The organism is Duganella vulcania, assembly GCF_009857655.1.
Lineage (GTDB): Bacteria > Pseudomonadota > Gammaproteobacteria > Burkholderiales > Burkholderiaceae_D > Rugamonas > Rugamonas vulcania.
Map to the genome: position 1 here is coordinate 21026 of NZ_WWCX01000024.1, position 22079 is coordinate 43104.

A 22079-nucleotide genomic window follows, 5' to 3' on the forward strand; every position below is an offset into this window, starting at 1 on the left:
AATTTCGCCGGCAAGCGGCTGGTGAAAAACGGCCAGCGAGGGGCGTTTTCTGGATATTCGTGCTTTTTAAAGCGTTCAAGGGTCAATTGTACCTCCCTCGCACCGACTCTTCAAAAAAACCGGCCATGACCTGGCATTCCGTCGGCAATACCGTCGATCCGTCGCATTCCCGGCCGGCCCGGCCTTTCTTCCCGGCTAAAATGGCCGCCATGACTATCCGCTCCCCTTTCCAACTGGCCTGGCGCTCGTTCTGGACGCTCAAAAAGCAGCGCCAGGAGCCGCTCTGGGCGCAACTGGCGGTCGGCGCCGCCCTGGCGCTGCCGATCGGCTTTTGCATGATGCTGATTAACGGCCTGCTGACCGGCCGGGTCAGCGATCCCGGCTGGTGGCGCGCCTCGCTGCTGTTCAACCTGTTCATCTGCCTGACCGTGGCCTACAGCATGCTGGCGATCACCCGCGCGGTCGAAAAGCTGCTGCCGGCCGCCACCATCGAACAACTTGCCAAGGCCGCCGACTGGCGCGCCGCGCTGGTCATCAACGCCATCGCCGTCGGCGGCGTGGTGTTCGGCGCCGCGTTCAGCCTGAGCCTGTACGCGCACTTCAGCGGCTGGGATGCCTGGGGCGCCTTCATGGGCGCCCGCGTGGCCCAGACCGAGTTCCTGGCCTTCGTCATGGTGGTGGCGGCGGCCAACTGGTTCTGGTGGCGCCTGCGGGTCAAGCAGGACACGCTGCTGCACCAGGCGATGGAAGCCCAGCTGCGCCTGCTGCAGGCGCAGATCGAGCCGCACTTCCTGTTCAACACGCTGGCCAACGTGCAGAGCCTGCTCGATCGCGACACCCCGCGCGCCCGGCTGATGCTGGAAACCTTCACCGACTACCTGCGCGCCAGCCTGGGCCAGCTGCGCCACACCGACAGCACGCTGGCCGCCGAGCTGGCGATGGTGCGCGACTACCTGACCCTGCTGCAGATCCGCATGGAGGACCGGCTGCGCTTCGAAATCGATGCCAGCGACGAGGCGCTGGCGGCCACCCTGCCGACCCTGCTGCTGCAGCCGCTGGTGGAAAACGCCATCGAGCATGGGCTGGAGCCGAAGATCGAAGGCGGCCGCGTGCACGTGCGCGCACGCGTGGTGGACGGCCAGCTCGCCATCTGCGTCGACGACGACGGCCTCGGCCTCGACGCGCCGCGGCGCCAGCGCCAGCGCGCCGGCGGCATGGCCCTGCCCAACATCCGCGAACGGCTGCGCACCCGCTACGGCGCCGAGGCCTCGCTGACGCTGACGCCGCAGGCGGCCGGCGTGCTGGCCTCGCTGTCCCTCCCCTACCGGAGGCAGGCATGACGCGCGCCCTGATCGCCGACGACGAGCCGCACCTGGCGCTGTACCTGAAGGAGCAGCTGCAACTGCTGTGGCCGGGACTGGACATCGTGCACATCGCCCGCAACGGCGTGGAGGCGGCGGAACGCATCGAGCAGCTGGAGCCGGAGCTGGCCTTCCTCGACATCCAGATGCCGGGCCTGAGCGGGCTGGAGGTGGCGCAGGGCATCGAGGGCGACACCCGCGTGGTGTTCGTCACCGCCTACGACACCTACGCGGTGCAAGCCTTCGACCATTGCGCGCTGGACTACCTGCTCAAGCCGCTGAAGACCGAACGGCTGGCGCGCACGATCGAGCGCGTCAAGGCGACGCTGGCGGCGCCGCCCGACGCCCGCCTGTCGCAAGCGCTGCAGCAACTGACGCGCGGACCGGCCGCGCCGGCGCGGCTGCGTTTCGTGCGCGCCGGCCAGGGCGAGCTCGTGCATCAAATCGCCGTCAGCGACGTGCTGTACTTCCACGCCGACGACAAGTACACCGTGGTGCAGACCGCCAGCGGCGAGCACCTGATCCGCACCACCATCGCCGAGCTGTCCGAGCAACTTGATCCCGAACAGTTCTGGCAGGTGCACCGCTCGACGCTGGTGAACCTGGACTACCTGGCCGGCACCCGCCGCGACGAGAGCAGCCGCCTGTTCCTGCGCATCAAGGGCCATGCCCGCGAACTGCGGGTCAGCCGCGCCTACGTCCACCTGTTCCGCGCGATGTAGGCGATTCGTCGGCCCGGCTGTCGATTCGTCGCGCGGCGCTGCCGCCCGCGCGGAGCCTGTGGGATCGTTGCGTCCTCCGATCAACTCTCCCAGGACCTTGCAATGAAAAAAACCGTCTCGCTGCTGTCGATGCTGCTGCTGGGCTGCCCGCTTTGGGCTGCCGCCGATCCACTGCTGCTGCCCTCCATGGCCACCATCAAGGGCGGCGAATTCTCGATGGGCAGCACCGCCAATCCCAAGGACGCCGATTATCCGGCTTCCGAGCCGGTCCACACGGTCAACGTCAAGAGCTACCGGCTGTCCCGCTACGAGACCACGGTCGGGCAGTTCCGCCAGTTTGTCGAGGCCACCGGCTACAAGGCCGACGGCGATTGCTGGAAGCTGGCGGCCAACGACTGGGGCATGGAGAACGGCAAGGATGGCTGGAAAGCGCCCGTCAACGCGCCGGGCGACTACCATCCGGTGATGTGCGTGAGCTGGGACGACGCCCACGCCTACCTGCAATGGCTGTCGCAGCAAAGTGGCCGGCGCTTCCGCCTGCCCAGCGAAGCGGAATGGGAATACGCGGCGCGCGCCGGCAGCACCAGCCGCTATCCGCACGGCGACGCCCCTGAGGCCCTGTGCAAGCACGCCAACGTTTTCGACCGCAGCGGCAAGCCGGCCATCACCAGGCTGACCGGCAAGGACAGGCAGGAGATCGACTGCGACGACGGCGCGGCACTGACCACGGTGGTGGGCATGTACGCGGCCAACGCCTACGGCCTGCATGACATGCTGGGCAACGTTGGCGAAATAGTCGAAGACTGCCAGCACCTGACCTACGCCGGTGCGCCCGGCGATGGCAGCGCCTGGAGCAGCGACTGCAAGCCGTTCCACGGCTCGGTCATGGTGATCCACCGGGGCGGCAATTACAACAGCGGTCCGGTCGGCGCCAGCCCGACCTACCGCGGCCATACAGGCACGGACAACCGCAGCAGCGTCGGCGAAGGCTTCCGCATCGCCGAGGATGTCGCAGGCGAGGCGGGCAAGGATGCGGGCGCCGGCGCGTTCGAGGCCGGGCTGGCGAAGGCGCAGGCGCTGGAACGCGGCCGCCGCGCAAAGTAAATCGGCGCAACACTGCGCAAACGATTAGTGGACTTATTGCCGCGTAGCACTATCATACAGACAGTGCCACCCGCCGGAGTCCACGCCATGTCCGCTATTGCCGAGACAGCCCCGATCTACATGCGCAGCCAGCGATTCGATCGCCTGTTCGTGCTGGGCATTCCCCTGCTCGCGCTGGCAATGGGCGCGCTGGCGCTCGGGCTACCCCAGTATTTCGTGCTGATCATCTCGCTGGACCTGGCCTTGCTCGGCTACCATCATGTCATTTCCACCTACACCCGCCTGCTGTTCGACCTGAAGTCCGCCCGCCAGCACTGGGCGCTGCTGCTGCCCTTGCCGGTGGCGGTGTTCGCTGGCGTCTACCTGCTGATCCGGCTGGGCGGCCTGACTGCGGTCGCCACGCTGTACATGCATTGGCAGTGGTATCACTACACGCGCCAAAGCGAGGGCATCAACAAGGCCTACGGCATGAAGACGCGCAGCGTCCAGGCCGGCAATCCGGCGTTCAACCGCTTTACCTTTTATCTGGTGCCGGTGGCCGCCTTCCTGACGATGAGCGCGCGGCCCGGCTCCACCTTTCTGTCGATCGAGATCTGGAAACTGCCGGTGCCGCAGTGGCTGGCCCTGGCGACGATGGCGGCGGCCGGCGCCTGCCTGGCCTGGTGGCTGACAGCGCAGCTGCGCGCGCTGCGCGCCGGCACGCTGGGCCGCCTGCATTTCGCCTACCTGTGCTCGCACTACCTGATCTACCTGGTGGCCTACGCCGCCATCCGCGACATCACGACCGGCTGGCTGGTCATCAACGTATGGCACAACGCGCAGTACATCGCCTTCGTGTGGCTGTTCAACTCCAACCAGTTCAAGGGCGGCGTCAACCCGGAGCAGCGGGCGCTGTCGTGGCTCAGCCAGGAAGGCCGCTGGCCACTCTACCTGCTGGCCTGCCTGGCGCTGACCGGCGTGGTGTACCGCGCCATCGACGTGTCCAATGCCTACTTCGCCAACTACACGCTGGTGCCGTTGGTGGTGATCGCCTACCAGGGGATTAATTTTCACCACTACATCGTGGACTCGATCATCTGGAAACTGCGCAAGCGCGACGTGCAGAGCGCGCTGAAGATCGGCTGACCGATGACCTCCACCGCGCGCATGGGGCCGCGCTATCCGGTGCTGGACGCGCTGCGCGCCATGGCGATCCTGCTGGTGCTGGCGCGGCATTGGGCGGTGGCCTCGCAGGCCGCGTTCGGCGCCGTGCCTGGCGGACCGCTGGCGGTGTTGGCGGCCAACGGCTGGATCGGCGTCGACCTGTTCTTTGTGCTGAGCGGCTTCCTGATCGGCAGCCATTTCACCGGGCCTCACGCGGCGCCGTTCAGCCGGCCGGCCGTGCTGGACTTCTACCGTCGCCGCGCGTTCCGCACGCTGCCGTTGTACTGGGGCGTGATCCTGCTGTGCTGGCTCAGCGTGCCGTTCTCCAGCCTGTCCTTCATCACGCACCTGCTGTTCCTGCAGGATTACCTCGGGTCGGATGTGATGGTCACGCTATGGTCGCTGGCCGTGGAGGAAAAATTTTACCTGGCCACGCCCGCCCTCATGTTCCTGCTGACGCGCGCCGGCACGCGGACCGCCTGCGCGCTGCTGGCGCTGGCGATGGCGGCGCTGTGCTGGTCGATGCAGGCTGGCGCGCGCGGCGTGACGCCGGGCGACTACGCGGCCTTCTTCTGGTCGGTGCGGGCGCCGTTTCATCACGCGGTGCTGGGCATCCTCGCGGGCGTGCTGGTCGCGGTCCGGCATGGCGCGTCGGGCACATGGCGCGCGCCGCGTTCGCTGTTCCTGCTGCTGGCGATGCCACCGCTGCTGTTGCTGATGTGGCGGGACTGGCTGGGACTGGGCGACTGGCCCACGGTCTGCTGGATCATCGCGCTGTCGTCCTGCCTGTTCGCGCTGCTGGTGCGGTGCGGGCTGGCCGTCAATTGCCGGCTGCCGGCGTTCGGCGCGGCGCGGCCGTTGCGCCACATCGCCAGACTGTCCTACGCGCTGTACCTGGTGCACTATCCGCTGATCGGACCGGCCATGCGGGCGTGCAGGCTACTGCTCGGCGGTGGGCAGCAGGCGCCGGTGCCGGGCAGCCTGCTGTTCCTGGCGATTTACGGCGCCATGGCCTGGGCCGCCGCGTGGCTGCTGCATGTCGCGCTGGAGCGGCCCTTCCTGCTGCTGCGCGACCGCATGGCCGCCGCCTGAATCAGACTCCCTCCGACTGCTCCTTGACGAACAAGGAAGTCACCATGCCGATGCCGCATACCACGATGACGTAGTAGGCCGGCGCCAGCGGATTATTCTTCAGCAGCAGCGCCACCACCACCGGCGTCAGGCCGCCGAAGATGGCGTACGCCAGGTTGTACGAGAACGACAGCCCCGAGAAGCGCACTTGCGCCGGGAAGGCCTTGACCAGCACGCAAGGCACGGCGCCAACCACGCCGACGTTGAAGCCGACCAGCGCATACAGCGGCAGCAGCAGGTCCGGCCGCGCGTGCAGCGAGGTGTAGAACACATAGGTGCTGATCGCCAGCAGCAGCGAGCCGCCGAACAGGGTAACGCGCGAACCGATGCGGTCGGCCAGCACGCCGGCCACGATGCAGCCGATCGCCAGGCACAGCGTCGCCAGGGTGTTGGCCGCCAGCGAGGTGTGCGGATCGAAGCCGTAGATCTTTTGCAGCAGCGTCGGCGTCATCAGAATGACCACCACGATGCCGGCCGACAGCATCCACGTCAGCAGCATCGACACCACGACCGCGCCGCGATGGCTGCGCAGCACGGACTTGAGCGGCATCTCGGCGGCCAGCGCCTTGCGTTGCTGAAGCTCGGCGAACACCGGCGTCTCATGCAGCCAGCGGCGCAGGTACATCGCGCCCAGGCCGAAGATGCCGCCCAACAGGAACGGCAGGCGCCAGGCGCCGTCGGCCACCTGGTCCGGCGTGAAGGCGGTGTTGACGCCGGTCGCGACCACCGAGCCGAGCAGGATGCCGAAGGTCAGGCCTGCCGTCAGCGTGCCGCAGGCATAGCCGATGTAGCGCGCCGGCACGTGCTCGGACACGAACACCCACGCGCCCGGCACCTCGCCGCCCACCGCCGCGCCCTGCATCACGCGCAGCAGCAACAGCAGCAAGGGCGCGGCCAGGCCGATGCTGGCGTAGGTCGGCAGCGCGCCCATCAGCAGGGTCGGCACCGCCATCAGCAAAATGGACATGGTGAACATGCGCTTGCGGCCCAGCAGGTCGCCGAAGTGGGCCATGATGATGCCGCCCAGCGGGCGCACCACATAGCCGGCGGCGAAGATGCCGAAGGTTTGCAGCATGCTCAGCCAGCCAGGCATCGACGGCGGGAAGAACAGCTTGCCGATCACGGCGGTGAAGAACACGAAAATAACGAAGTCATAGAACTCCAGCGCGCCGCCCAGCGCGGCCAGCGACAGGGTCTTGTAGTCCTGGCGGGTGAGCGGGCGGGCCGGTGAGGCGCGGTGATCCATGCCGGGGCTGGGGGCGATGGCTGCTGCGTGTTCGTTTATCTGCATGTCTGGTCTCGCTTTTATTGGCGTTTTTATGGGCTGCCGGTTCACGGCATCCATAGAATACGCAATTTTTCCGGCGCTGAGTAAACCACATCGACAAGTGTTAGACTGCTGGGCGAAATTCCAACTCAACTTTGAGGACACCCATGCCATCTGCCCGCCCGCTCGCCGCGCTGACCACCACCACCCTGATTGCCGCATTGTTGATGGGAGCGCCGCCGGTGCTGGCGGCCGCCAAGCCGGCGTCCACGCAGCAGGCGGGGCAGGCGCAGAAGCAGTTGGCCAGGTTGGCGGCGGCCTTCCACACGGCGCGCTGCAAATACGATCCGCTGCTGTTCGCCACCGCCAACGGCGACGGCCGCTACGACGACCAGCTCGGCATGAACATCTCGCCCAAGGTGCGCGCGGCGCAGTTCGCGCTGTACCGCCAGATGCAGAAGCAGCTGATGTCGGTAAAACGCGACCAGCTCGGCCAGCAGGACCAGCTGACCTACGACCTGCTGTCCTATGAACTGAACAACGCGCTGCAGCTGGAGTCCTTCCCGGAATACCTGCTGCCGCTGAACCAGCTCGACAACGTCCCCAGCACGTTGGCCAACTACGCCGACGGCACCGGCTCGCAGCCGCTGGGCACGGTCAAGCAATACCAGGCCTACCTGAGCCGCCTGAACCAGCTGCCGGCATGGATAGACCAGGCCATCGCCAACATGAAGCAAGGCATGCGCAGCGGCGTGGTGCAGCCAAAGGCGATCACGGTGGCGATGCTGCCGCAGTTCCAGAACCTGCGCAGCGCGACGCCGGAAACCAGCATCTACTACTCGCCGGTGACGCGCTTCCCGGCCGGCTTCTCCGAGGCCGACCAGCGGAAGTTGAAGGCCGCCTACCTGCGCACGGTGGAGAGCGGGATCGCGCCGGCGCTGAACCGCCTGGTCAGCTTCCTGCAAAACGAATACCTGCCGGCCAGCCGGGCCAGCAGCGGCTGGAGCGCGCTGCCGAACGGCGCCGCCTGGTACGCCGCGCGCATCAAGGACAGCACCAACCTGCCGCTGACGCCGGACGCGGTGCACGCGCTGGGCTTGAAGGAAGTGGCGCGCATCCAGCAACAGCTGGCCGCGCTTGGTCCCAAGCTGGGCTACGACGGTCCCGAAAAGCAATTGCCGCAATGGGTGGCGGCGCAGGACAAGTTCAAGATCTTCACCACCGACGAGCAGGTGCTGGACGCCTACCGCGCCATCTACGCCACCGTGCAAACCAAGCTGCCGACCTACTTCAGCCTGGTCCCGAAAGCCAAGCTGGAGCTGCATCTCGAGCCCGAGCTGACGCGCGCCACCGCGTCCGACCACTACACGCCGTCGGCGGCGGACGGCTCGCATCCGGGCGTGTTCTGGCCGGTGGTCAACGATCCGAAGCAATACAGCCGGGTCGACATGGTCAGCCTGTTCCTGCACGAAGGCGTGCCCGGCCACCACCTGCACGCGGCGCTGCTGAAGGAACTGGACTTGCCGGACTTCCGCAAATTCAGCACCGAGAATCCGAACAGCGCGGCCTACACGGAAGGCTGGGCGTTGTACTCGGAAACGCTGGGCCGGGAGATGGGCCTGTATGAAGATCCGGTGGCCTACTACGGCCACCTGAACGCGGAGATGCTGCGCGCCGCGCGGCTGGTGGTGGACACCGGCCTGCACGCCAAGGGCTGGAGCCGCGAGCAAGCGATCGCCTACCTGGCCGACACGCTGGGCTGGAGCGAAGCGCGCGCCAGGAACCAGATCGAGCGCTACATGGTATGGCCGGCGCAGGCGCTGAGCTACAAGATCGGCTCGTTGAAGATCCTGGAACTGCGGGCACGCGCGCAGGCAGCGCTGGGCGACAAGTTCAGCTACCAGAAATTCCACGAAGTCGTCATCGGCGACGGCACGCTGCCGCTGCCCATCCTGGAAGCCCGCGTCGACCACTGGATCGCCAAATAAAATTGGGGTCAAGTCTGACATTCGGACACGGCCTCTGCCGTAGCTCGCCCGCTACGGCAGAGGCCGTGTCCGAATGTCAGACTTGACCCCAGTTTGAGCGTTTCGATTGAGGCAATGTTGCGGATGTGATAGTTTGCTATTTTGCTAATCGGCGGGGCGTGCAATGGAATTCCTTTTGTTTATCTTCGGCGTTTTCACGCTGAGCGTCGCCTGGCGCGCGCGCACCGAGGCGCGCCAGGCACGCAAGATCGCCACGGAGTTGCAGCGCGAAGTCGATGCGCTGCGCGAGACGCAGACCACGATGCAGCGCGCCGCAACAGCGCCACAGGCATCACCGTATGCATCACCGCCGGCAGCGCAGCCTGCTCGCCCTCCCGCGCCTGCACACGCCGAGGTGCAGATCCCGACCACCATCCTGGCCCCGCCACCGCCTCCGCTACCGCCACAGGTGCTGGTGGCCGCCAAGGTTCCGGCACCGGCCGCCACGCCGAAGCCGGCAACAGCTCCCGCGCCCGCCGAACCTCTCGCAGTTCCGCCCGAATCCGTCCCGCCGCCGCCTACTCCGCCGCCGGCGCCCCGGGCCGAGCCGACGCCGCCCCGCTGGCTGGTGGCCGCCAAGGCCTGGCTGTTCGGCGGCAACCTGGTCGCCAAGCTCGGCCTGCTGATCCTGTTCATCGGCGTCAGCTTCCTGCTCAAGTACGCGGCCGCGCGCGTGACCGTGCCGATCGAGTTCCGCTTGGCCGGCATCGTGCTGGCCGACATCGCGCTGCTGGCCTGGGGCTGGCGCATCCGCCTGAGCCGTCCCGCCATCGCGCTGCCGGTGCAGGGCGCCGCGCTGGCCGTGCTGATGCTGGTGACCTTCGGCGCCTTCCGCCTGTACCAGCTGATCCCCGGTTCGCTGGCCTTCGCGCTGCTGTTCGTCCTGACCGTCTTCACCTGCCTGCTGGCCGTGCTGCAGGACGCCATGTGGCTGGCGATCTTCGGCATCGCCGGCGGCTTTGCCGCGCCCATCCTCGCGTCCACCGGCAGCGGCAGCCACATCGGATTGTTCTCGTACTATGCGCTGCTCAACGCCGGCGTGTTCGCGCTGGCCCTGCTGCGCTCGTGGCGTCCGCTGAACCTGCTGGGCTTCGCCTTCACCTTCGCCATCGGCACCGCCTGGGGCGTGCTGCGCTACACGCCGGAAAACTACCTGTCGGTGCAATTGTTCCTGCTGCTGTTCTTCGCCTTCTACGTGTCAATTCCGCTGGCCTACGCGCGCCAGCAATCGGTCAAGCTCAAGAACTACGTTGACGGCACGCTGGTGTTCGGCACGCCGATGCTGGGCTTTGGTTTGCAGTTCAGCCTGGTGCACGGCTACCCGTTCGGCGTGGCCTATTCGGCGCTGGCGCTGGGACTGTTCTACATCGGCCTGGCCACGGTGCTGCGCCGGCGCGACCAGGTCGCCCTGCTGGCCGACGCCTTCCTCGCGCTGGGCATCGTGTTCGGCACGCTGGCGATCCCGTTCGCGCTTGACGGCCGCTGGACCTCCGCCGCCTGGGCGCTGGAGGGCGCGGGCATCGTCTGGATCGGGCTGCGCCAGAAACAGCGGCTGGCCTGGATGTTCGGCCTGCTGGTGCAAGCCGGCGCGTGGCTGTCGTTCTTCGGCACCGTCAGCGGCTTGTCGGCGGAACGGGCGATGGAATCCAACCTGTGGCTGGGCTTCATCCTGCTGTCGCTCACCGCCTTCCTGATGGCGACCCGCTTCCGCGCGCAACAGGACGCGGAATCGAAACTGTTCGCCACACTGGCCGCGCTGTTCCTCACATTCGCGTCGATCTGGCTGATCGCAGGCGCCTGGACCGAGATATTCCTGCGCACCGACGGCGCTAGCCAGGCCAACCTGCTGGTGCTCAGCGCGCTGGTGGCGGCGGTGACGCTGTACTTCATTGCCCGCAAGATGGCGTGGCAGCTGGCCAGCGGCCTGGCCCTGGTCGCCCAGGCCATCGCCGGCGTGATGCTGGCGGTCCTGGCGCTGAGCCAGTGGAACTGGACCAACGCATCACCCGACCTGTTCGACCGCCCGATCCTGGGTGCGGCCATGATCTGCGCCGGCGCCCTGTTCAGCAGCTGGGCGCTGATGCGGCACGACGGCCGGGAACCCGGGACCAACAGCTACGGCCTGTCGCGCCTGGCGATGCTGTGGGCCGGCGGCTGGTGGCTCATGGTGATCCTGCCCGGCCTGGCCGGCTGGCTGTCGATCCGCTACCAGCTGCTGACCACCGGCACCTGGCGCAGCGACGACGTCCTCGGCCCCAACATCTACGGCATGCTGGTCGCGGCCGGCACGGTGGGCATCGTCATGCTGGCGCGCCGCCTGCAATGGCGCAGCCTGCGCGCGCTGGCGGCGCCGGCCTGGATTGCGCTGGCGGCCGCCAGCCTCTTCATGCTGGGCAAGCTGTACTTCGAAAACCACCTGCCAGTCGGATCCGCGTGGCTGGCCTACGCCGCGCTGTGGCTGACCGGCGAATGGCTGTTGCGCGTCTGGCCCGCCAGCGGCTGGACGCTGCGCACGCCGCCGTTGCAACTGCTGCACATCGTCCGCACCGGCGGCCCGTGGCTGATGATCTGGCCGGTCGCGGCGATCTGGATCACGCGCTGGCTGCACGGCGCCAACAGCGCCGAGGCGCAGCTGCTGGCCGACGCCGGCTGGGAGACCAGCGCCAGCTGGGCGCGTTTCATCCCGGCCTGGCTGATGATGGCCGCCGCCGGCTGGATGATGCAGCGCGCACGCGCCGGCGGCTGGCCGGTCGCGCCGCTGGACGCGTGGTACCGTCGCCGCCTGATCCCGCTGGCCTGCGGCTGGGCGCTGCTGCTGGTGGCGGTCTGGAACCTGACGCAGAACGGCGCCATGGCGCCACTGCCCTACGTGCCGCTGCTCAATCCGCTGGACCTGACCACCTGCTTCGCCATGCTGATGACCTACGGCTGCTACCGCCTGGTGCGCGACATGGATACCGGCGGCACGCTGCGCCGGAAGCTGCTCACCGACTGGCCGAAGAACTGGGTGGCGCCGCTGCCGCTGGCGGCCGCGCTGGGCGGCTACGGCTGGCTCAACCTGGCGTTGCTGCGCACCGTCTCCAACTACATGCACGTGCCGTATGAATTCGAGGCCATGTTCGCCTCGCAATTCGTGCAGGCCATGCTGTCGCTGGTGTGGAGCGTGACGGCGCTGGTGCTGATGCGCTACGCCGCCAAGCGCGTGCTGCGCGCCGTGTGGATAGGCGGCGCGGTGCTGCTGGCGATGGTGGTGGCCAAGCTGTTTCTGGTCGACCTGTCGAACGTGGGCGGCGTCGAACGTATCGTATCCTTCGTCGGCGTGGGCGCGCTGATGGTCGGCATCGGCTACCTGGCGCCCTACCCTTCGGAATCGGAAACAAAATGAAAAGAATCCTGATCGCGGCAGCGGCCATGTCGGCCATCGCCACGGCGGCCGCCAGCGACGCGCCGCAAGACTACACCCACCTGCTGCCGCTGACGACCAGCGCCAAACAGGGCGTGCTGCAACTGCGCCTGCCCAAGGACGTCTACCTGCACGCGCGCTCGCCGCTGCTGGACGACGTGCGCGTGTTCGACGCCGGTGGTGCCCTGCAGCCGTTCGCGCTGCGCACGCCGGCGCCGTCGACCCGCACCAGCCGGCACGACCTGCCGCTGGCGGTGTTCCCGCTGATGGGCACGGCCACCTCGGCGTCGCAATTGGACCTGGACGTGAGCACCGCCGCCGACGGCCGCCTGCTGTCGGTGAAAGTGCGCCCCGACGGCAACGGCGACAAGGCCGTGCAGGCGCCGCGCCTGACGGGCCTGGTGCTCGACCTGGGCAAGGATGGCGCGAGCAAGCCGGTCAGCGCGCTGCGCTTCACGTTGCCGTCCGGCCAGCGCGAGTACAGCGCGCAAGTCTGGCTGGAGACCAGCGCCGACATGAAACACTGGGACACGGTCGGCGCCGCCGAGTTGAACTGGCTGGTCAACCAGGACGCGCAAACGCTGGCCAACGACCGGCTGGAATTCGACGCCCGCAACTTCCGCTACGCGCGCCTGAGCTGGCGCAGCGGCACGCCGATCCAGTTCGCCGCCATCACGGCCGAGCAGCTGGTGCAGACGGACGTCCCGCCGCCCGGCGAACAATTGCTGGTGCAGCCGGCTGCGGGCCGGCAGGCGCAGGACCTGGTCTACGCCGTGCCGCCGGCCATCGCGCCGGACCAGGCCGGGCTGCAATTCAGCGAACCGAATATCGTGTTGTCCGGCACGCTGGGCAGCTATCGCGAACTGCCGGCAAGGCAGGCCACGCAAGGCCCGGCCTGGCGCTTCGATCCGCTGATCAGCTCGACGTTCTACCGCATCACGCAGGGCGGCCAGGTGCGCAGCTCCGGCGACATCGACGTGCCGCCGGTGCACGCGACGCAATGGGTGCTGCGGACCACGGCGCCAACCACGGCAAGGCCCGCTTTGCGGCTGGACTGGCAGCCGGCCACGCTGGTGTTCCTCGCCAGCGGCAACGGACCCTACACGCTGGCGGTCGGCCGCGAGCACGCGCTGCCGGCCGTGCGCGAGCTGAACCAGGTGGCGCCCGGCTTCTCCGACGCCGAACTGCAGAAAGTGGAACAGGTCAGCGCCGGCCCGGCGACGCAGCAGCAAGGCAGCGGCGCCAGCGAAGCCAGCGCCGCAGTGGAAGCGGCCAGCGCCGCCCGCCAGCGCCTGATCGTGCTGTGGGGCGTGCTGCTGCTGGGCGTGGGCGTGCTGGCGTTTATGGTTTGGCGCCTGCTGCGCCCATCACGTTCATGACGGCCAAGGTCATCGCCTCGGCGGCGGTCTTGATCGACGGCTCCGGCACCGGCGCGTAGTACGGCGAATGGTTGAAGGCGATCGGCTTGCCGCCCGGCTTGGCCGCCTCGGCCACCGCTTTCGGATCGTACACGCCGGTGAAGAAGAACATGCCCGGCACGCCCTCGTTGACGTAGGCCGAGAAATCCTCGCTGGCCGTCATCGCCGGCATGCGCGCGACGTTGGCGTCGCCGAAGGCTTTTTTCAGCACGCCCTCGGTGCGCTTGACCAGCGCATCGCTGTTATCGATGGCGGCGCCGCCGGCGATCAGCGCGACATCGGGCGCCGGCGCGTCGGCCATCGCGGCCGAGGCGTTGGCGACGCGCCGCACGCCGGCCAGCAGTTTCGCCCGTACTTCCGGGCTGTATGAGCGTATCGTGCCGCGCACGCGCACGGTGTCGGGGATGATGTTGCCGACCGTGCCGCCGTTGATCGCGCCGATAGTGACCACGCCGAATTCCTTGGGATCCTTCTCGCGGCTGATGACGGTCTGCACATCGACCACGAAGCGGGCGGCGATGGCGATCGGGTCGAGGGCCTTGTCCGGCGCCGAGCCGTGGCCGCCGCGTCCCTTGAAGGTGATCTCGATGGCGTCCGAGTTCGACGACACCGGCCCGCTGTTGTAGCCGATGGTGCCGTAGGCCAGCGGCCAGCTGTGCAGCGCGAAGGCGTAGTCCGGCTTGGGGAAGCGCTTGAACAGGCCGTCGTCCAGCATGGCCTTGGCGCCGCTGACGGTCTCCTCGGCCGGCTGGCCGATGAACATCAGCGTGCCCTGCCACTGCGACTTGAGCGCCACCAGCGTGCGCGCCGCGCCCAGCCAGGCGGTCATGTGGACATCGTGGCCGCAGCTGTGGGCCACCATCGTATCCTTGCCGTCCAACAGCGCGTGTGCCTTGCTGGCATAGGGGTAGCCGGATTTCTCCTCCATCGGCAGGCCGTCCAGCTCGGTGCGCACCAGCACGGTCGGGCCGGCGCCGTTCTTGTAGATCGCCACCACGCCAGTCTTGCCGACCTTCTCCGTCACCTCGAAGCCGATCGCGCGCATCTCGGCGGCCAGCTTGGCGGCCGTGCGTTCTTCCTGGAAGGCGATTTCGGGATGCGCGTGCAGATCCTTGTAGATCGCATCGAGCTTGGGATACATGCCATTGATCTGGCTGGAGACGGCGGAGGCATCTTGCGCCTGAGCGGCGTGAACGAACAACAATGCGGCAAGCGGGAGCAGCTTCATCGGCGGTTTCCTTGGTGATTGGACTGGGGTCAAGTCTGGCATTCGGACACGAACTCTACGGTTGGCTGGGGTCAAGTCTGACATTCGGACACGAGCTCTGCCCTAAACGCCGACTACGGTAGCGCTCGTGTCCGAATGTCAGACTTGACCCCAATTGCTCGGCACAGCTCGTGTCCGAATGCCAGACTTGACCCCAGAGTCTACACCGGCTCAGGCTGTATGCAATTTCATCGTGGCCGCTTCGAATTTGCCTTCGACGATTTGCGGCATGACCAGCAGCGACTTGCCGATCGCTTGCTCGATCAGCTCCTGGTCTTCGCGGCGCGGGCGGTGCAGCACGAAGTCCGCCACCTGCTGCTGCAAGCTCAAGGTGCGCGGGTGGCCGATGCCCAGCCGCAGCCGCCAGTAATCCTGGGTGCCGAGCGCGGCGGTGATGTCCTTCAGGCCGTTGTGCCCGCCCGATGAGCCGCCTTTTTTCAGGCGCGCCGCGCCGGGCATCAAGTCCAGCTCGTCGTGCACGACCAGCACTTCGTCCGCCTGGATCTTGAAGAAGCGGCACAGTCCACCCACCGATTGGCCGGAACGGTTCATATACGTCTGCGGTTCCAGCAAGTAGACTTCCTGGCCGGCGACCACGCCCTTGGCCATCAGCGCGTTGTACTTGGTCTCGCGCTGCAGGCGCGCGCCGATGTCCTTGGCGAGATTGTCCACCAGCCAGAAGCCGGCGTTGTGGCGGGTTTGTTCGTATTCGGGGCCCGGATTGCCGAGACCGACGATGAGACGTATAGGCATGACGTGTGGTCTGAAAAAAGGAAACGTGATTATCGCTTATGTCAGCGCTGATAAACAAAAACCCCCGCCGGCGTCTAGCACTGGCGGGGGTTTTCTCCTGCAACCGCCCGAGGGCGGCGTCAGTGATTACTTCTTGGCCTTGGCGGCTGGCTTGGCGTCAGCAGCTGGGGCTTCGGCAGCAGCGGCTTCAGCAGCAACGTGACCGGCCGGTACCGAAGCGGTAGCGATGGTCAGGTTGGCGCCGTGGGTCACAGCGGTCACGCCGGCTGGCAGAACCAGTTCGCCGATGTGCAGCGAGTGGCCGACGTCGATGTTCGACAGGTCAACGGTGATGAACTCTGGCAGGTCTTTTGGCAGGCACGAAACTTCGATTTCGTTGGCGACGTGGCTGATGGTGGCGCCGTGCAGTTTGACTGCTGGGGACACGTCAGCGTTGGCGAAGTGCAGAGCCACTTTCATGTGCACTTTTTTCGAAGCATCAACGCGCTGGAAGTCAGCGTGCAGAACCAGTTGCTTGTATGCGTGGACTTGGAAGTCGCGCAGCAGCACTTGCTGGGTCTTGCCGTCGATTTCCAGATCCAGGATCGACGAGTGGAAGGCTTCTTTTTTCAGCGCGTGGTACAGCGCGTTGTGGTCCAGCGAGATGGTCACTGGCGCTTCGGTACCGCCGTAGATGATGCCTGGGGTTTGGCCCGAATTGCGCAGGCGGCGGCTCGCTCCGGAACCTTGCAATTCGCGTTTGAATGCAACAACTTTCATGTGTAACTCCAAAAATAACAGGGCTCGCGCCCCGTGTTATGAAGCCCCCGCGACCAGGGTGCTTCGAAAATGAGCAGACTGCGCTCATGAAACCGGGAAGTACAACGGCGCGCCGGGCATTTCTCGCCCGGCGCGCCGCCTAAAAACTAACTAAATCGTTTATCTCAGTCGATAAACAGGGAGATCACGGAATCGCCCTTGATGATGCGTTTGAACGTCTCGGCCAGCAGCGGTGCGCAGGTCAGCTGGCGGATCTTGCCGCAAGCCTTGGCCGCGTCGGACAGCGGGATCGTGTCGGTCACGACCAGCTCGTCCAGCGACGAACTGGTGATGCGCTCGATCGCCGGGCCGGACAGCACCGGGTGCGTGCAATATGCGATGACTTTCTGTGCGCCACGCTCTTTCAGCACTTCGGCGGCCTTGACCAGCGTGCCCGCGGTATCAACCATGTCATCCATGATCACGCAGTTGCGGCCTTCCACTTCACCGATGATGTTCATCACTTCCGACACGTTGGCCTTCGGACGGCGCTTGTCGATGATGGCCAGGTCGCAGCCCAGGCGTTTAGCCAGGGCGCGTGCGCGGACCACACCGCCGACGTCCGGCGAGACCACCAGCAGGTCCTGGTAGTTCTTCTTCTGCAGGTCGCCCAGCAGGATCGGCGAAGCGTAAATATTGTCAACAGGGATATCGAAGAAGCCCTGGATCTGGTCTGCGTGCAGATCCATGATCAGGACGCGCTCGACGCCCGCTTCTTCCAGCATGTTGGCGACGACCTTGGCCGAGATCGCGACGCGCGCCGAACGCGGGCGGCGGTCTTGACGGGCATAGCCGAAGTAAGGAATAGCTGCGGTGATACGGCCAGCGGACGCGCGTTTCAGGGCGTCGACCATCAGGATCAACTCCATCAGGCTGTCGTTGGTTGGAGCACAAGTCGATTGCAGAACGAAGACGTCTTTACCGCGGACGTTCTCGTTAATCTCAACCATCACTTCGCCGTCCGAGAATTTCGATACGTTTGCCTTGCCGAGAGGGATGCCGAGATTTTTAGCGACCCCTTCTGCCAATGCAGGATTAGCGTTGCCGGTAAAAACCATCAGGTTTTCGAAAGCCATTGGGAGTCCCAGAGATAGTCGATGAAAATTTTTGAAAAGTCGCCAGCGGAAGCCGCGCGGCGCTGTACTTAGATCTTAGTTGAATGGCTCGCTCTGGGGCGATGCCATCTTTGCCTTATCCGGCCGGAGACTAACTTCGCCTCGACGGGTCCAGATACAAACGAATGGCAGGGGAACAAGGATTCGAACCTTGGTATGCTGGAATCAAAATCCAGTGCCTTAACCAGCTTGGCGATTCCCCTACGCAACTGACTGCTTGTCGTTACATGGCCGGTATTTTACAGCCATTTTCACGCTAAGCCAAATTTTTTTACTGCCTCACAACTTTGCGATGATCGGGTGGCGATCCAGCGCTTTGGCCTTCCAGGATTTCCACTTCGCCGGTACTTTCACAAGCACCGCATCCGCTTCTTCCTCGGTTGCCACCGCACAGAACACGCAAGCACCGGAGCCAGTCATCCTAGCATCACCGTAAGCACCGAGCCATTCTATCGCCTCTGCCACCGGCGGGAATAACTTCGTTGCTACCTGCTGCAAGTCATTCTTTCCAAACCCTTTAAAACCGTTTTGTTTTTCAAGGTGGCTGGAAAAGTCCGTTATTATGACGACCGGAGTGTCCCTTGTCAAATGTTCCGAGCAAAAAATTGCAGCGGTCGGTACGGCGACGCCCGGTTCGATGACGACATACCAACAATCCGGCGCCCGCACCGGGCGCATGGCCTCGCCCACGCCTTCGGCAAACGCGGTCTCGCCAAAGATGAAGAACGGGATGTCCGCGCCCAGCGGCAGGCCCAGCGCCATCAACTCTTCCTTACTTAGACCGGCCTGCCACAAATAGTTCAACGCCATCAGCGTGGTGGCCGCGTCGGACGAACCGCCGCCGACGCCGCCGCCCATCGGCAGCACCTTGTCGATGGCGATGTCGACGCCGCGCGGCAGCGCGCCAGTGCGGCGCAGCACCTCGGCCTGCAGCAGGCGCGCGGCGCGGATGATCAAGTCGCTCTCCTCCGGCACGCCGGGCAGGTCCGTCACGCGGCGGATCCGGTCGTCGTCGCGCAGGTCGAAGTGCAGCGTGTCGCCGTGGTCGATCAGTTGAAAGACCGTCTGCAGCAGATGGTAGCCGTCGGCGCGGCGGCCGTTCACGTGCAGGAATAGGTTGAGTTTGGCCGGAGCCGGGCAATTCTTCAAAGAGTTCATTGTGCTGTTTATTCGGTGCCAGGACGGATGGCGATGCGTATCGTCAAATCATCCACCTGCCCCGCGCCCAGGCGCGTGAGGTCGATGCGTTTGGGTTGCGGCACGGCCGCTTTGTCGTCTTGCCAGGTGGCGTATTCGACCTTCCAGCCGTCGCGCGTGACCACCGTGTCGTTGGCCGGCGAGGCGACGAAGCGCTTGCCGCTGGCGTCGGTGGCGTAGCCTTGCAGCCATTCGCGCAGGCCGGAGACCGGCAGCGTCCAGCCCAGCGCCTGCGTGGTGAGGCTGTCGAGGTCGGGCGCGGTGCGCGGCTCCTTGCCGCTTTGCTTCAGCGTGGCCGATCCCGGGGTGACGTTGATGACGGCGAGGATCTGGCCGGTCGGCGAGATCAGGGTGACGTCGGTGGCCGCCTTGGTCTGGTGCCAGGTGAACTTGCCGGTCAGCGATTCACGCTTGCCGTCCTTGCTGTAGTTGATGGCGATGCCGCCGGCCAGTTCGACGCTGTCCTGGTAAGGCGCGACCGCGGTGGACGAGCGCGGCGCGGAAGTGGTGGCACAGCCGGCCAGCACGGAAGCCGTCAGCGCGGCGGCCAGCATGGCGGCCGGGGCGCCGCGGCGCAGGTGGAATAAGGTCATCAAGTATCGCTTACAGGCTTTGGTTCAAACGGGCGAGCGTGCTTTTCAGCGCGTCGTTCTTCGGGTCTTTGGTCTGGGCTTCCTGCCACATCTGCCGGGCGCCGGCCTGGTCGCCCTTGGCGAACAGCACCTCGCCCAGGTGCACGGCGATTTCCGGATCGCTGCGCAAGGCGTAGGCGCGGCGCAGCATCGCCTCGGCCTCGTTCAGGTTGCCCATGCGGTACTGCACCCAGCCCATGCTGTCCATGATGAAGGGATCGCCCGGCGCCATCTTCATGGCCTTGTCGATCAGCGAGTACGCCTCGGGCAGGCGCTCGTTGCGCTCGGCCAGCGAGTAGCCCAGCGCGTTGTAGGCGTGCTGGTTGTCGGGCGCGGCGATCATCACCTGGCGCAGCGCCTTTTCCATCAGCTCCAGCTGGCCCATCTTCTCGGCCACCAGCGCGAAGTCGTACAGCAGGTCGGGATTGTCCGGGTAGCGCTTGATGGCGTTTTCCAGCACCGTGTAGGCGGCGCGGTGGTCGCCGGCGTCGCGCAGGATCTGGGCGTCGGCCTGGAAGATTTGCGCCTGGTCGACGGCCTCGGTGGGCTTGAGCTCGGCCAGCTGCTTGCGCGCCTCGTCGACGTTGCCCTTGCGCGCCGTCAGCTGCGCCATCTTCATGCGCGCGGCCAGGTAGATTTTCTCGTCGGCGCCGTCGACCTTCTCCAGCCAGTTGTAGGCCGTGTCGAAGTCGTTGCGCTGCTCGGCGATCTGCGCCAGCAGCATCAGCACCTTGGCCGGATCGCGCTCGTCGTTCGGATGGTCGGCCAGCACCTTGACGAAGTCGGTGAAGTATTTCTCCGCGCCCGGGACGTCGTTGGCCTGCATCGCCATCGCGCCCAGCGCGTACAGCGTGGCCATGTTGTCGGGCTGGTCCTTCAGCAGGATCAGGAACTGCTGGCGGGCGAGCTCGGTCTGCTTGGCGTCGGCCAGGATGCGGGCGTAAGCGGCCCGCACTTCGCGCGACTTGGGGTACTTGTCCAGGAAGGTCGACAGTACCTTGAGCGCGGTGTCGATATCGCCGGACACCTGCGCCGTGGTCAGGATGGCCAGCTCGGAATCGGGCTTGATGCGAAGCGCCTGCTCGGCCTCGGTGCGGGAGCGCTCGTTGTCGCCCAGCCCGAAGGCGCTCTGCGCCAGGATCAAGTGGCTTTCCAGCGTATCGCTGTACGGCGCCAGCACGCGGTCCTCCAGCGCGAAGGCGGCGGCCTTGTCCTTGGCGCGCAGCAGGAACTGCTGCATCTGGAACATGGCCAGCGGACGCGCCTGCGGCGGCGCGGCCTTCAGCCGTTCGGCGAAGATCTGCTCCGCCTCGCTCAGGTCGTCGTTGACGACGGCGAAGCCGAGGAAGTACTGGGTGGCCTCGTCCGAATTCGGCGCCAGGCCGCGCCACAGGCGGATGGCCGACAGCGCCTCCGGCCCCTGCTTGGCGGTCAGCGCCATTTCGGCGGCGCGGCGCGCCAGGCGCGGATCGCGCGTCTGCTGGGCCAGCGCCAGCATGGTGATGTAGGGGCCTTGCCAATTGCCCTGCTTGAATTCCAGCTCGGCCTTGGTGATGCGGAACAGCATGTCGCCGGTGAGGTCGACATTGGGCAACGCCTCCTCGGCCGGGGCCGGAGCCGGTACAGCGGCGACCGGCTCGGCACTCTCCGCCGCCGCATCGGCGGGCGCGGCGGCGGCTGGCTCCGCCTGTTTTTGCGGCGTCACGGCGCACGCGGACAGCAAGGCAGAGAGGGTTACAATGGCGAAAGCGTTTTTCAAGGGAAGATCCTGGCAAGTCGGCAAAAGGTACTGAGGCAACCGGATTTTACGCTCAACGCTCCGATTTCGTCTTTTGACTAGTGTAACCAAATATTCCGCCGCAGCCAGAGTGCAAGCCCCATTATTTCGACTCTTATCCATCCAGATGCCAGAATTACCAGAAGTTGAAGTCACCCGGCGCGGGGTCGCGCCGCATATCGAGGGACGCACCGTGCATCAGGTGGTGCTGCGCCGCGAGGGCCTGCGCTGGCCGTTTCCCGCGCAGCTGCCGCAGCTGCTGGCCGGCCACCAGGTGCTGCGCACCGGCCGCCGCGGCAAATACCTGCTGCTGCATTTCGACCATGGCACGCTGATCATCCACCTCGGCATGTCGGGCCACCTGCGCATCATGCCGGACGGGATAGTCCCGGAAAAACATGATCATTTCGACCTCGTGGTCGAGACCCCGGACGGCCTGCAAGTGCTGCGCATGAAGGACCCGCGCCGCTTCGGCGCCGTGCTGTGGCACGACCACGCGGACGGCCTGCTGGAGCACCACACGCTGCTGCGCGAACTGGGCGTGGAGCCCTTGGAGGCGGGCTTCACCGGCAAATTGCTGTACGATCAAACCCGGCAGCGCAGCGCGCCCGTCAAGCAGGTGCTGCTGGCCGGGGACATCGTGGTCGGCGTCGGCAATATTTATGCATCGGAAAGCTTGTTCCGCGCCGGCATCAACCCGAAGACGCCGGCCAGGCGCATCAGCCTGGCCCGCTACGAGAAGCTGGCCCAGGCCGTGCGCGAGATCCTGGCCGAAGCCATCGTCCAGGGCGGCAGCACGCTGCGCGATTTTATTAGCGTCAACGGTCAGTCCGGGTATTTTCAGCAGACTTATTTCGTCTATGATCGTGCGGGTGTCCCCTGCAAGGTGTGCGCGGCGCCGATACGCCAGATCAAGCAAGGCCAACGGTCCACGTTCTACTGTGTGAATTGCCAAAAATAAGGG

17 protein-coding genes and 1 tRNA gene are annotated in these 22079 nt (G+C 66.0%); 9 read left to right on the forward strand and 9 right to left on the reverse strand.

Going from position 1 to position 22079, the window contains the following annotated elements; genetic code table 11:
• The first annotated feature begins 125 nt into the window (after positions 1-125).
• From GTP90_RS15505 to GTP90_RS15525, 5 genes are all read left to right on the forward strand, one after another.
• On the forward strand, positions 126-1340 hold the full coding sequence (locus GTP90_RS15505; protein WP_254451880.1) for a sensor histidine kinase: 1215 nt from the start codon (positions 126-128) through the stop codon (positions 1338-1340).
• Entirely contained in the window at positions 1337-2083 is a 747-nt protein-coding gene (locus GTP90_RS15510; protein WP_161084397.1) for a LytR/AlgR family response regulator transcription factor, read from the forward strand. Before GTP90_RS15505 ends, GTP90_RS15510 begins: the two co-directional genes overlap by 4 nt.
• A gap of 102 nt (positions 2084-2185) precedes the next feature.
• Positions 2186-3187: a formylglycine-generating enzyme family protein gene (locus GTP90_RS15515; protein ID WP_161084398.1), complete on the forward strand. Its 1002-nt coding sequence runs from the start codon at positions 2186-2188 to the stop codon at positions 3185-3187.
• A gap of 87 nt (positions 3188-3274) precedes the next feature.
• On the forward strand, positions 3275-4312 hold the full coding sequence (locus tag GTP90_RS15520; RefSeq protein ID WP_175048105.1) for a hypothetical protein: 1038 nt from the start codon (positions 3275-3277) through the stop codon (positions 4310-4312).
• A 3-nt stretch (positions 4313-4315) separates the two neighbouring features.
• Positions 4316-5422, forward strand: coding sequence for an acyltransferase family protein (locus GTP90_RS15525; RefSeq protein WP_161084399.1), 1107 nt, complete (start codon positions 4316-4318; stop codon positions 5420-5422).
• Position 5423: 1 nt separating this feature from the next.
• Here the strand turns inward: GTP90_RS15525 and GTP90_RS15530 are convergent, their stop codons facing one another.
• Complete coding sequence (locus tag GTP90_RS15530) at positions 5424-6707, reverse strand: MFS transporter (protein WP_161084436.1); 1284 nt, start codon at positions 6705-6707, stop codon at positions 5424-5426.
• 188 nt (positions 6708-6895) lie between these two features.
• Here GTP90_RS15530 and GTP90_RS15535 point away from each other — a divergent pair, with 188 nt between their 5' ends.
• The 3 genes from GTP90_RS15535 to GTP90_RS15545 all read left to right on the forward strand — a co-directional run bounded on the left by GTP90_RS15535 (position 6896) and on the right by GTP90_RS15545 (position 13537).
• Positions 6896-8716, forward strand: coding sequence for a DUF885 domain-containing protein (locus tag GTP90_RS15535; RefSeq protein ID WP_161084400.1), 1821 nt, complete (start codon positions 6896-6898; stop codon positions 8714-8716).
• Positions 8717-8879: 163 nt separating this feature from the next.
• A complete protein-coding gene (locus tag GTP90_RS15540; RefSeq protein WP_161084401.1) occupies positions 8880-12140 on the forward strand; it encodes a DUF2339 domain-containing protein in 3261 nt (1086 codons plus the stop codon).
• Positions 12137-13537, forward strand: coding sequence for a DUF3999 family protein (locus tag GTP90_RS15545; protein ID WP_161084402.1), 1401 nt, complete (start codon positions 12137-12139; stop codon positions 13535-13537). Before GTP90_RS15540 ends, GTP90_RS15545 begins: the two co-directional genes overlap by 4 nt.
• On the opposite strand, the gene GTP90_RS15550 is transcribed toward GTP90_RS15545, so the two are convergent.
• The 8 genes from GTP90_RS15550 to GTP90_RS15585 all read right to left on the reverse strand — a co-directional run bounded on the left by GTP90_RS15550 (position 13500) and on the right by GTP90_RS15585 (position 21097).
• Complete coding sequence (locus GTP90_RS15550) at positions 13500-14804, reverse strand: amidohydrolase (RefSeq protein WP_161084403.1); 1305 nt, start codon at positions 14802-14804, stop codon at positions 13500-13502. The two genes, GTP90_RS15545 and GTP90_RS15550, sit on opposite strands and share 38 nt — an antisense overlap.
• Positions 14805-15014: 210 nt before the next feature.
• Positions 15015-15596 carry an aminoacyl-tRNA hydrolase gene (pth, locus tag GTP90_RS15555; protein ID WP_161084404.1) on the reverse strand — a complete coding sequence of 194 codons (582 nt, stop codon included), beginning with the start codon at positions 15594-15596 and terminating at the stop codon, positions 15015-15017.
• Between the two features lie 126 nt (positions 15597-15722).
• Positions 15723-16355: a 50S ribosomal protein L25/general stress protein Ctc gene (locus GTP90_RS15560; RefSeq protein WP_161084405.1), complete on the reverse strand. Its 633-nt coding sequence runs from the start codon at positions 16353-16355 to the stop codon at positions 15723-15725.
• 164 nt (positions 16356-16519) lie between these two features.
• Positions 16520-17470, reverse strand: a complete 951-nt coding sequence (locus GTP90_RS15565; protein ID WP_161084406.1) for a ribose-phosphate pyrophosphokinase — start codon at positions 17468-17470, stop codon at positions 16520-16522.
• Between the two features lie 165 nt (positions 17471-17635).
• A tRNA-Gln gene (locus GTP90_RS15570) sits at positions 17636-17712 on the reverse strand.
• Positions 17713-17788: 76 nt separating this feature from the next.
• Positions 17789-18667 (reverse strand): 4-(cytidine 5'-diphospho)-2-C-methyl-D-erythritol kinase, encoded by an 879-nt coding sequence (gene ispE / locus GTP90_RS15575; RefSeq protein ID WP_161084407.1) that lies wholly within the window; start codon positions 18665-18667, stop codon positions 17789-17791.
• 8 nt (positions 18668-18675) lie between these two features.
• Positions 18676-19299: an outer membrane lipoprotein LolB gene (locus GTP90_RS15580; protein WP_161084408.1), complete on the reverse strand. Its 624-nt coding sequence runs from the start codon at positions 19297-19299 to the stop codon at positions 18676-18678.
• Between the two features lie 10 nt (positions 19300-19309).
• Positions 19310-21097: a tetratricopeptide repeat protein gene (locus tag GTP90_RS15585; RefSeq protein ID WP_161084409.1), complete on the reverse strand. Its 1788-nt coding sequence runs from the start codon at positions 21095-21097 to the stop codon at positions 19310-19312.
• 145 nt (positions 21098-21242) lie between these two features.
• On the opposite strand from GTP90_RS15585, the gene mutM reads away from it, so the two are divergent.
• Positions 21243-22076, forward strand: coding sequence for a bifunctional DNA-formamidopyrimidine glycosylase/DNA-(apurinic or apyrimidinic site) lyase (mutM, locus tag GTP90_RS15590; RefSeq protein ID WP_161084410.1), 834 nt, complete (start codon positions 21243-21245; stop codon positions 22074-22076).
• Positions 22077-22079 lie beyond the last annotated feature (3 nt).

Bases quoted from the DNA above. Each gene is read 5' to 3' on its own strand.
- GTP90_RS15505 (WP_254451880.1), top strand. From the start codon at position 126: ATGACCTGGCATTCCGTCGGCAATACCGTCGATCCGTCGCATTCCCGG.
- GTP90_RS15510 (WP_161084397.1), top strand. From the start codon at position 1,337: ATGACGCGCGCCCTGATCGCCGACGACGAGCCGCACCTGGCGCTGTAC.
- GTP90_RS15515 (WP_161084398.1), top strand. From the start codon at position 2,186: ATGAAAAAAACCGTCTCGCTGCTGTCGATGCTGCTGCTGGGCTGCCCG.
- GTP90_RS15520 (WP_175048105.1), top strand. From the start codon at position 3,275: ATGTCCGCTATTGCCGAGACAGCCCCGATCTACATGCGCAGCCAGCGA.
- GTP90_RS15525 (WP_161084399.1), top strand. From the start codon at position 4,316: ATGACCTCCACCGCGCGCATGGGGCCGCGCTATCCGGTGCTGGACGCG.
- GTP90_RS15530 (WP_161084436.1), bottom strand. From the start codon at position 6,707: ATGGATCACCGCGCCTCACCGGCCCGCCCGCTCACCCGCCAGGACTAC.
- GTP90_RS15535 (WP_161084400.1), top strand. From the start codon at position 6,896: ATGCCATCTGCCCGCCCGCTCGCCGCGCTGACCACCACCACCCTGATT.
- GTP90_RS15540 (WP_161084401.1), top strand. From the start codon at position 8,880: ATGGAATTCCTTTTGTTTATCTTCGGCGTTTTCACGCTGAGCGTCGCC.
- GTP90_RS15545 (WP_161084402.1), top strand. From the start codon at position 12,137: ATGAAAAGAATCCTGATCGCGGCAGCGGCCATGTCGGCCATCGCCACG.
- GTP90_RS15550 (WP_161084403.1), bottom strand. From the start codon at position 14,804: ATGAAGCTGCTCCCGCTTGCCGCATTGTTGTTCGTTCACGCCGCTCAG.
- pth (WP_161084404.1), bottom strand. From the start codon at position 15,596: ATGCCTATACGTCTCATCGTCGGTCTCGGCAATCCGGGCCCCGAATAC.
- GTP90_RS15560 (WP_161084405.1), bottom strand. From the start codon at position 16,355: ATGAAAGTTGTTGCATTCAAACGCGAATTGCAAGGTTCCGGAGCGAGC.
- GTP90_RS15565 (WP_161084406.1), bottom strand. From the start codon at position 17,470: ATGGCTTTCGAAAACCTGATGGTTTTTACCGGCAACGCTAATCCTGCA.
- ispE (WP_161084407.1), bottom strand. From the start codon at position 18,667: ATGAACTCTTTGAAGAATTGCCCGGCTCCGGCCAAACTCAACCTATTC.
- GTP90_RS15580 (WP_161084408.1), bottom strand. From the start codon at position 19,299: ATGACCTTATTCCACCTGCGCCGCGGCGCCCCGGCCGCCATGCTGGCC.
- mutM (WP_161084410.1), top strand. From the start codon at position 21,243: ATGCCAGAATTACCAGAAGTTGAAGTCACCCGGCGCGGGGTCGCGCCG.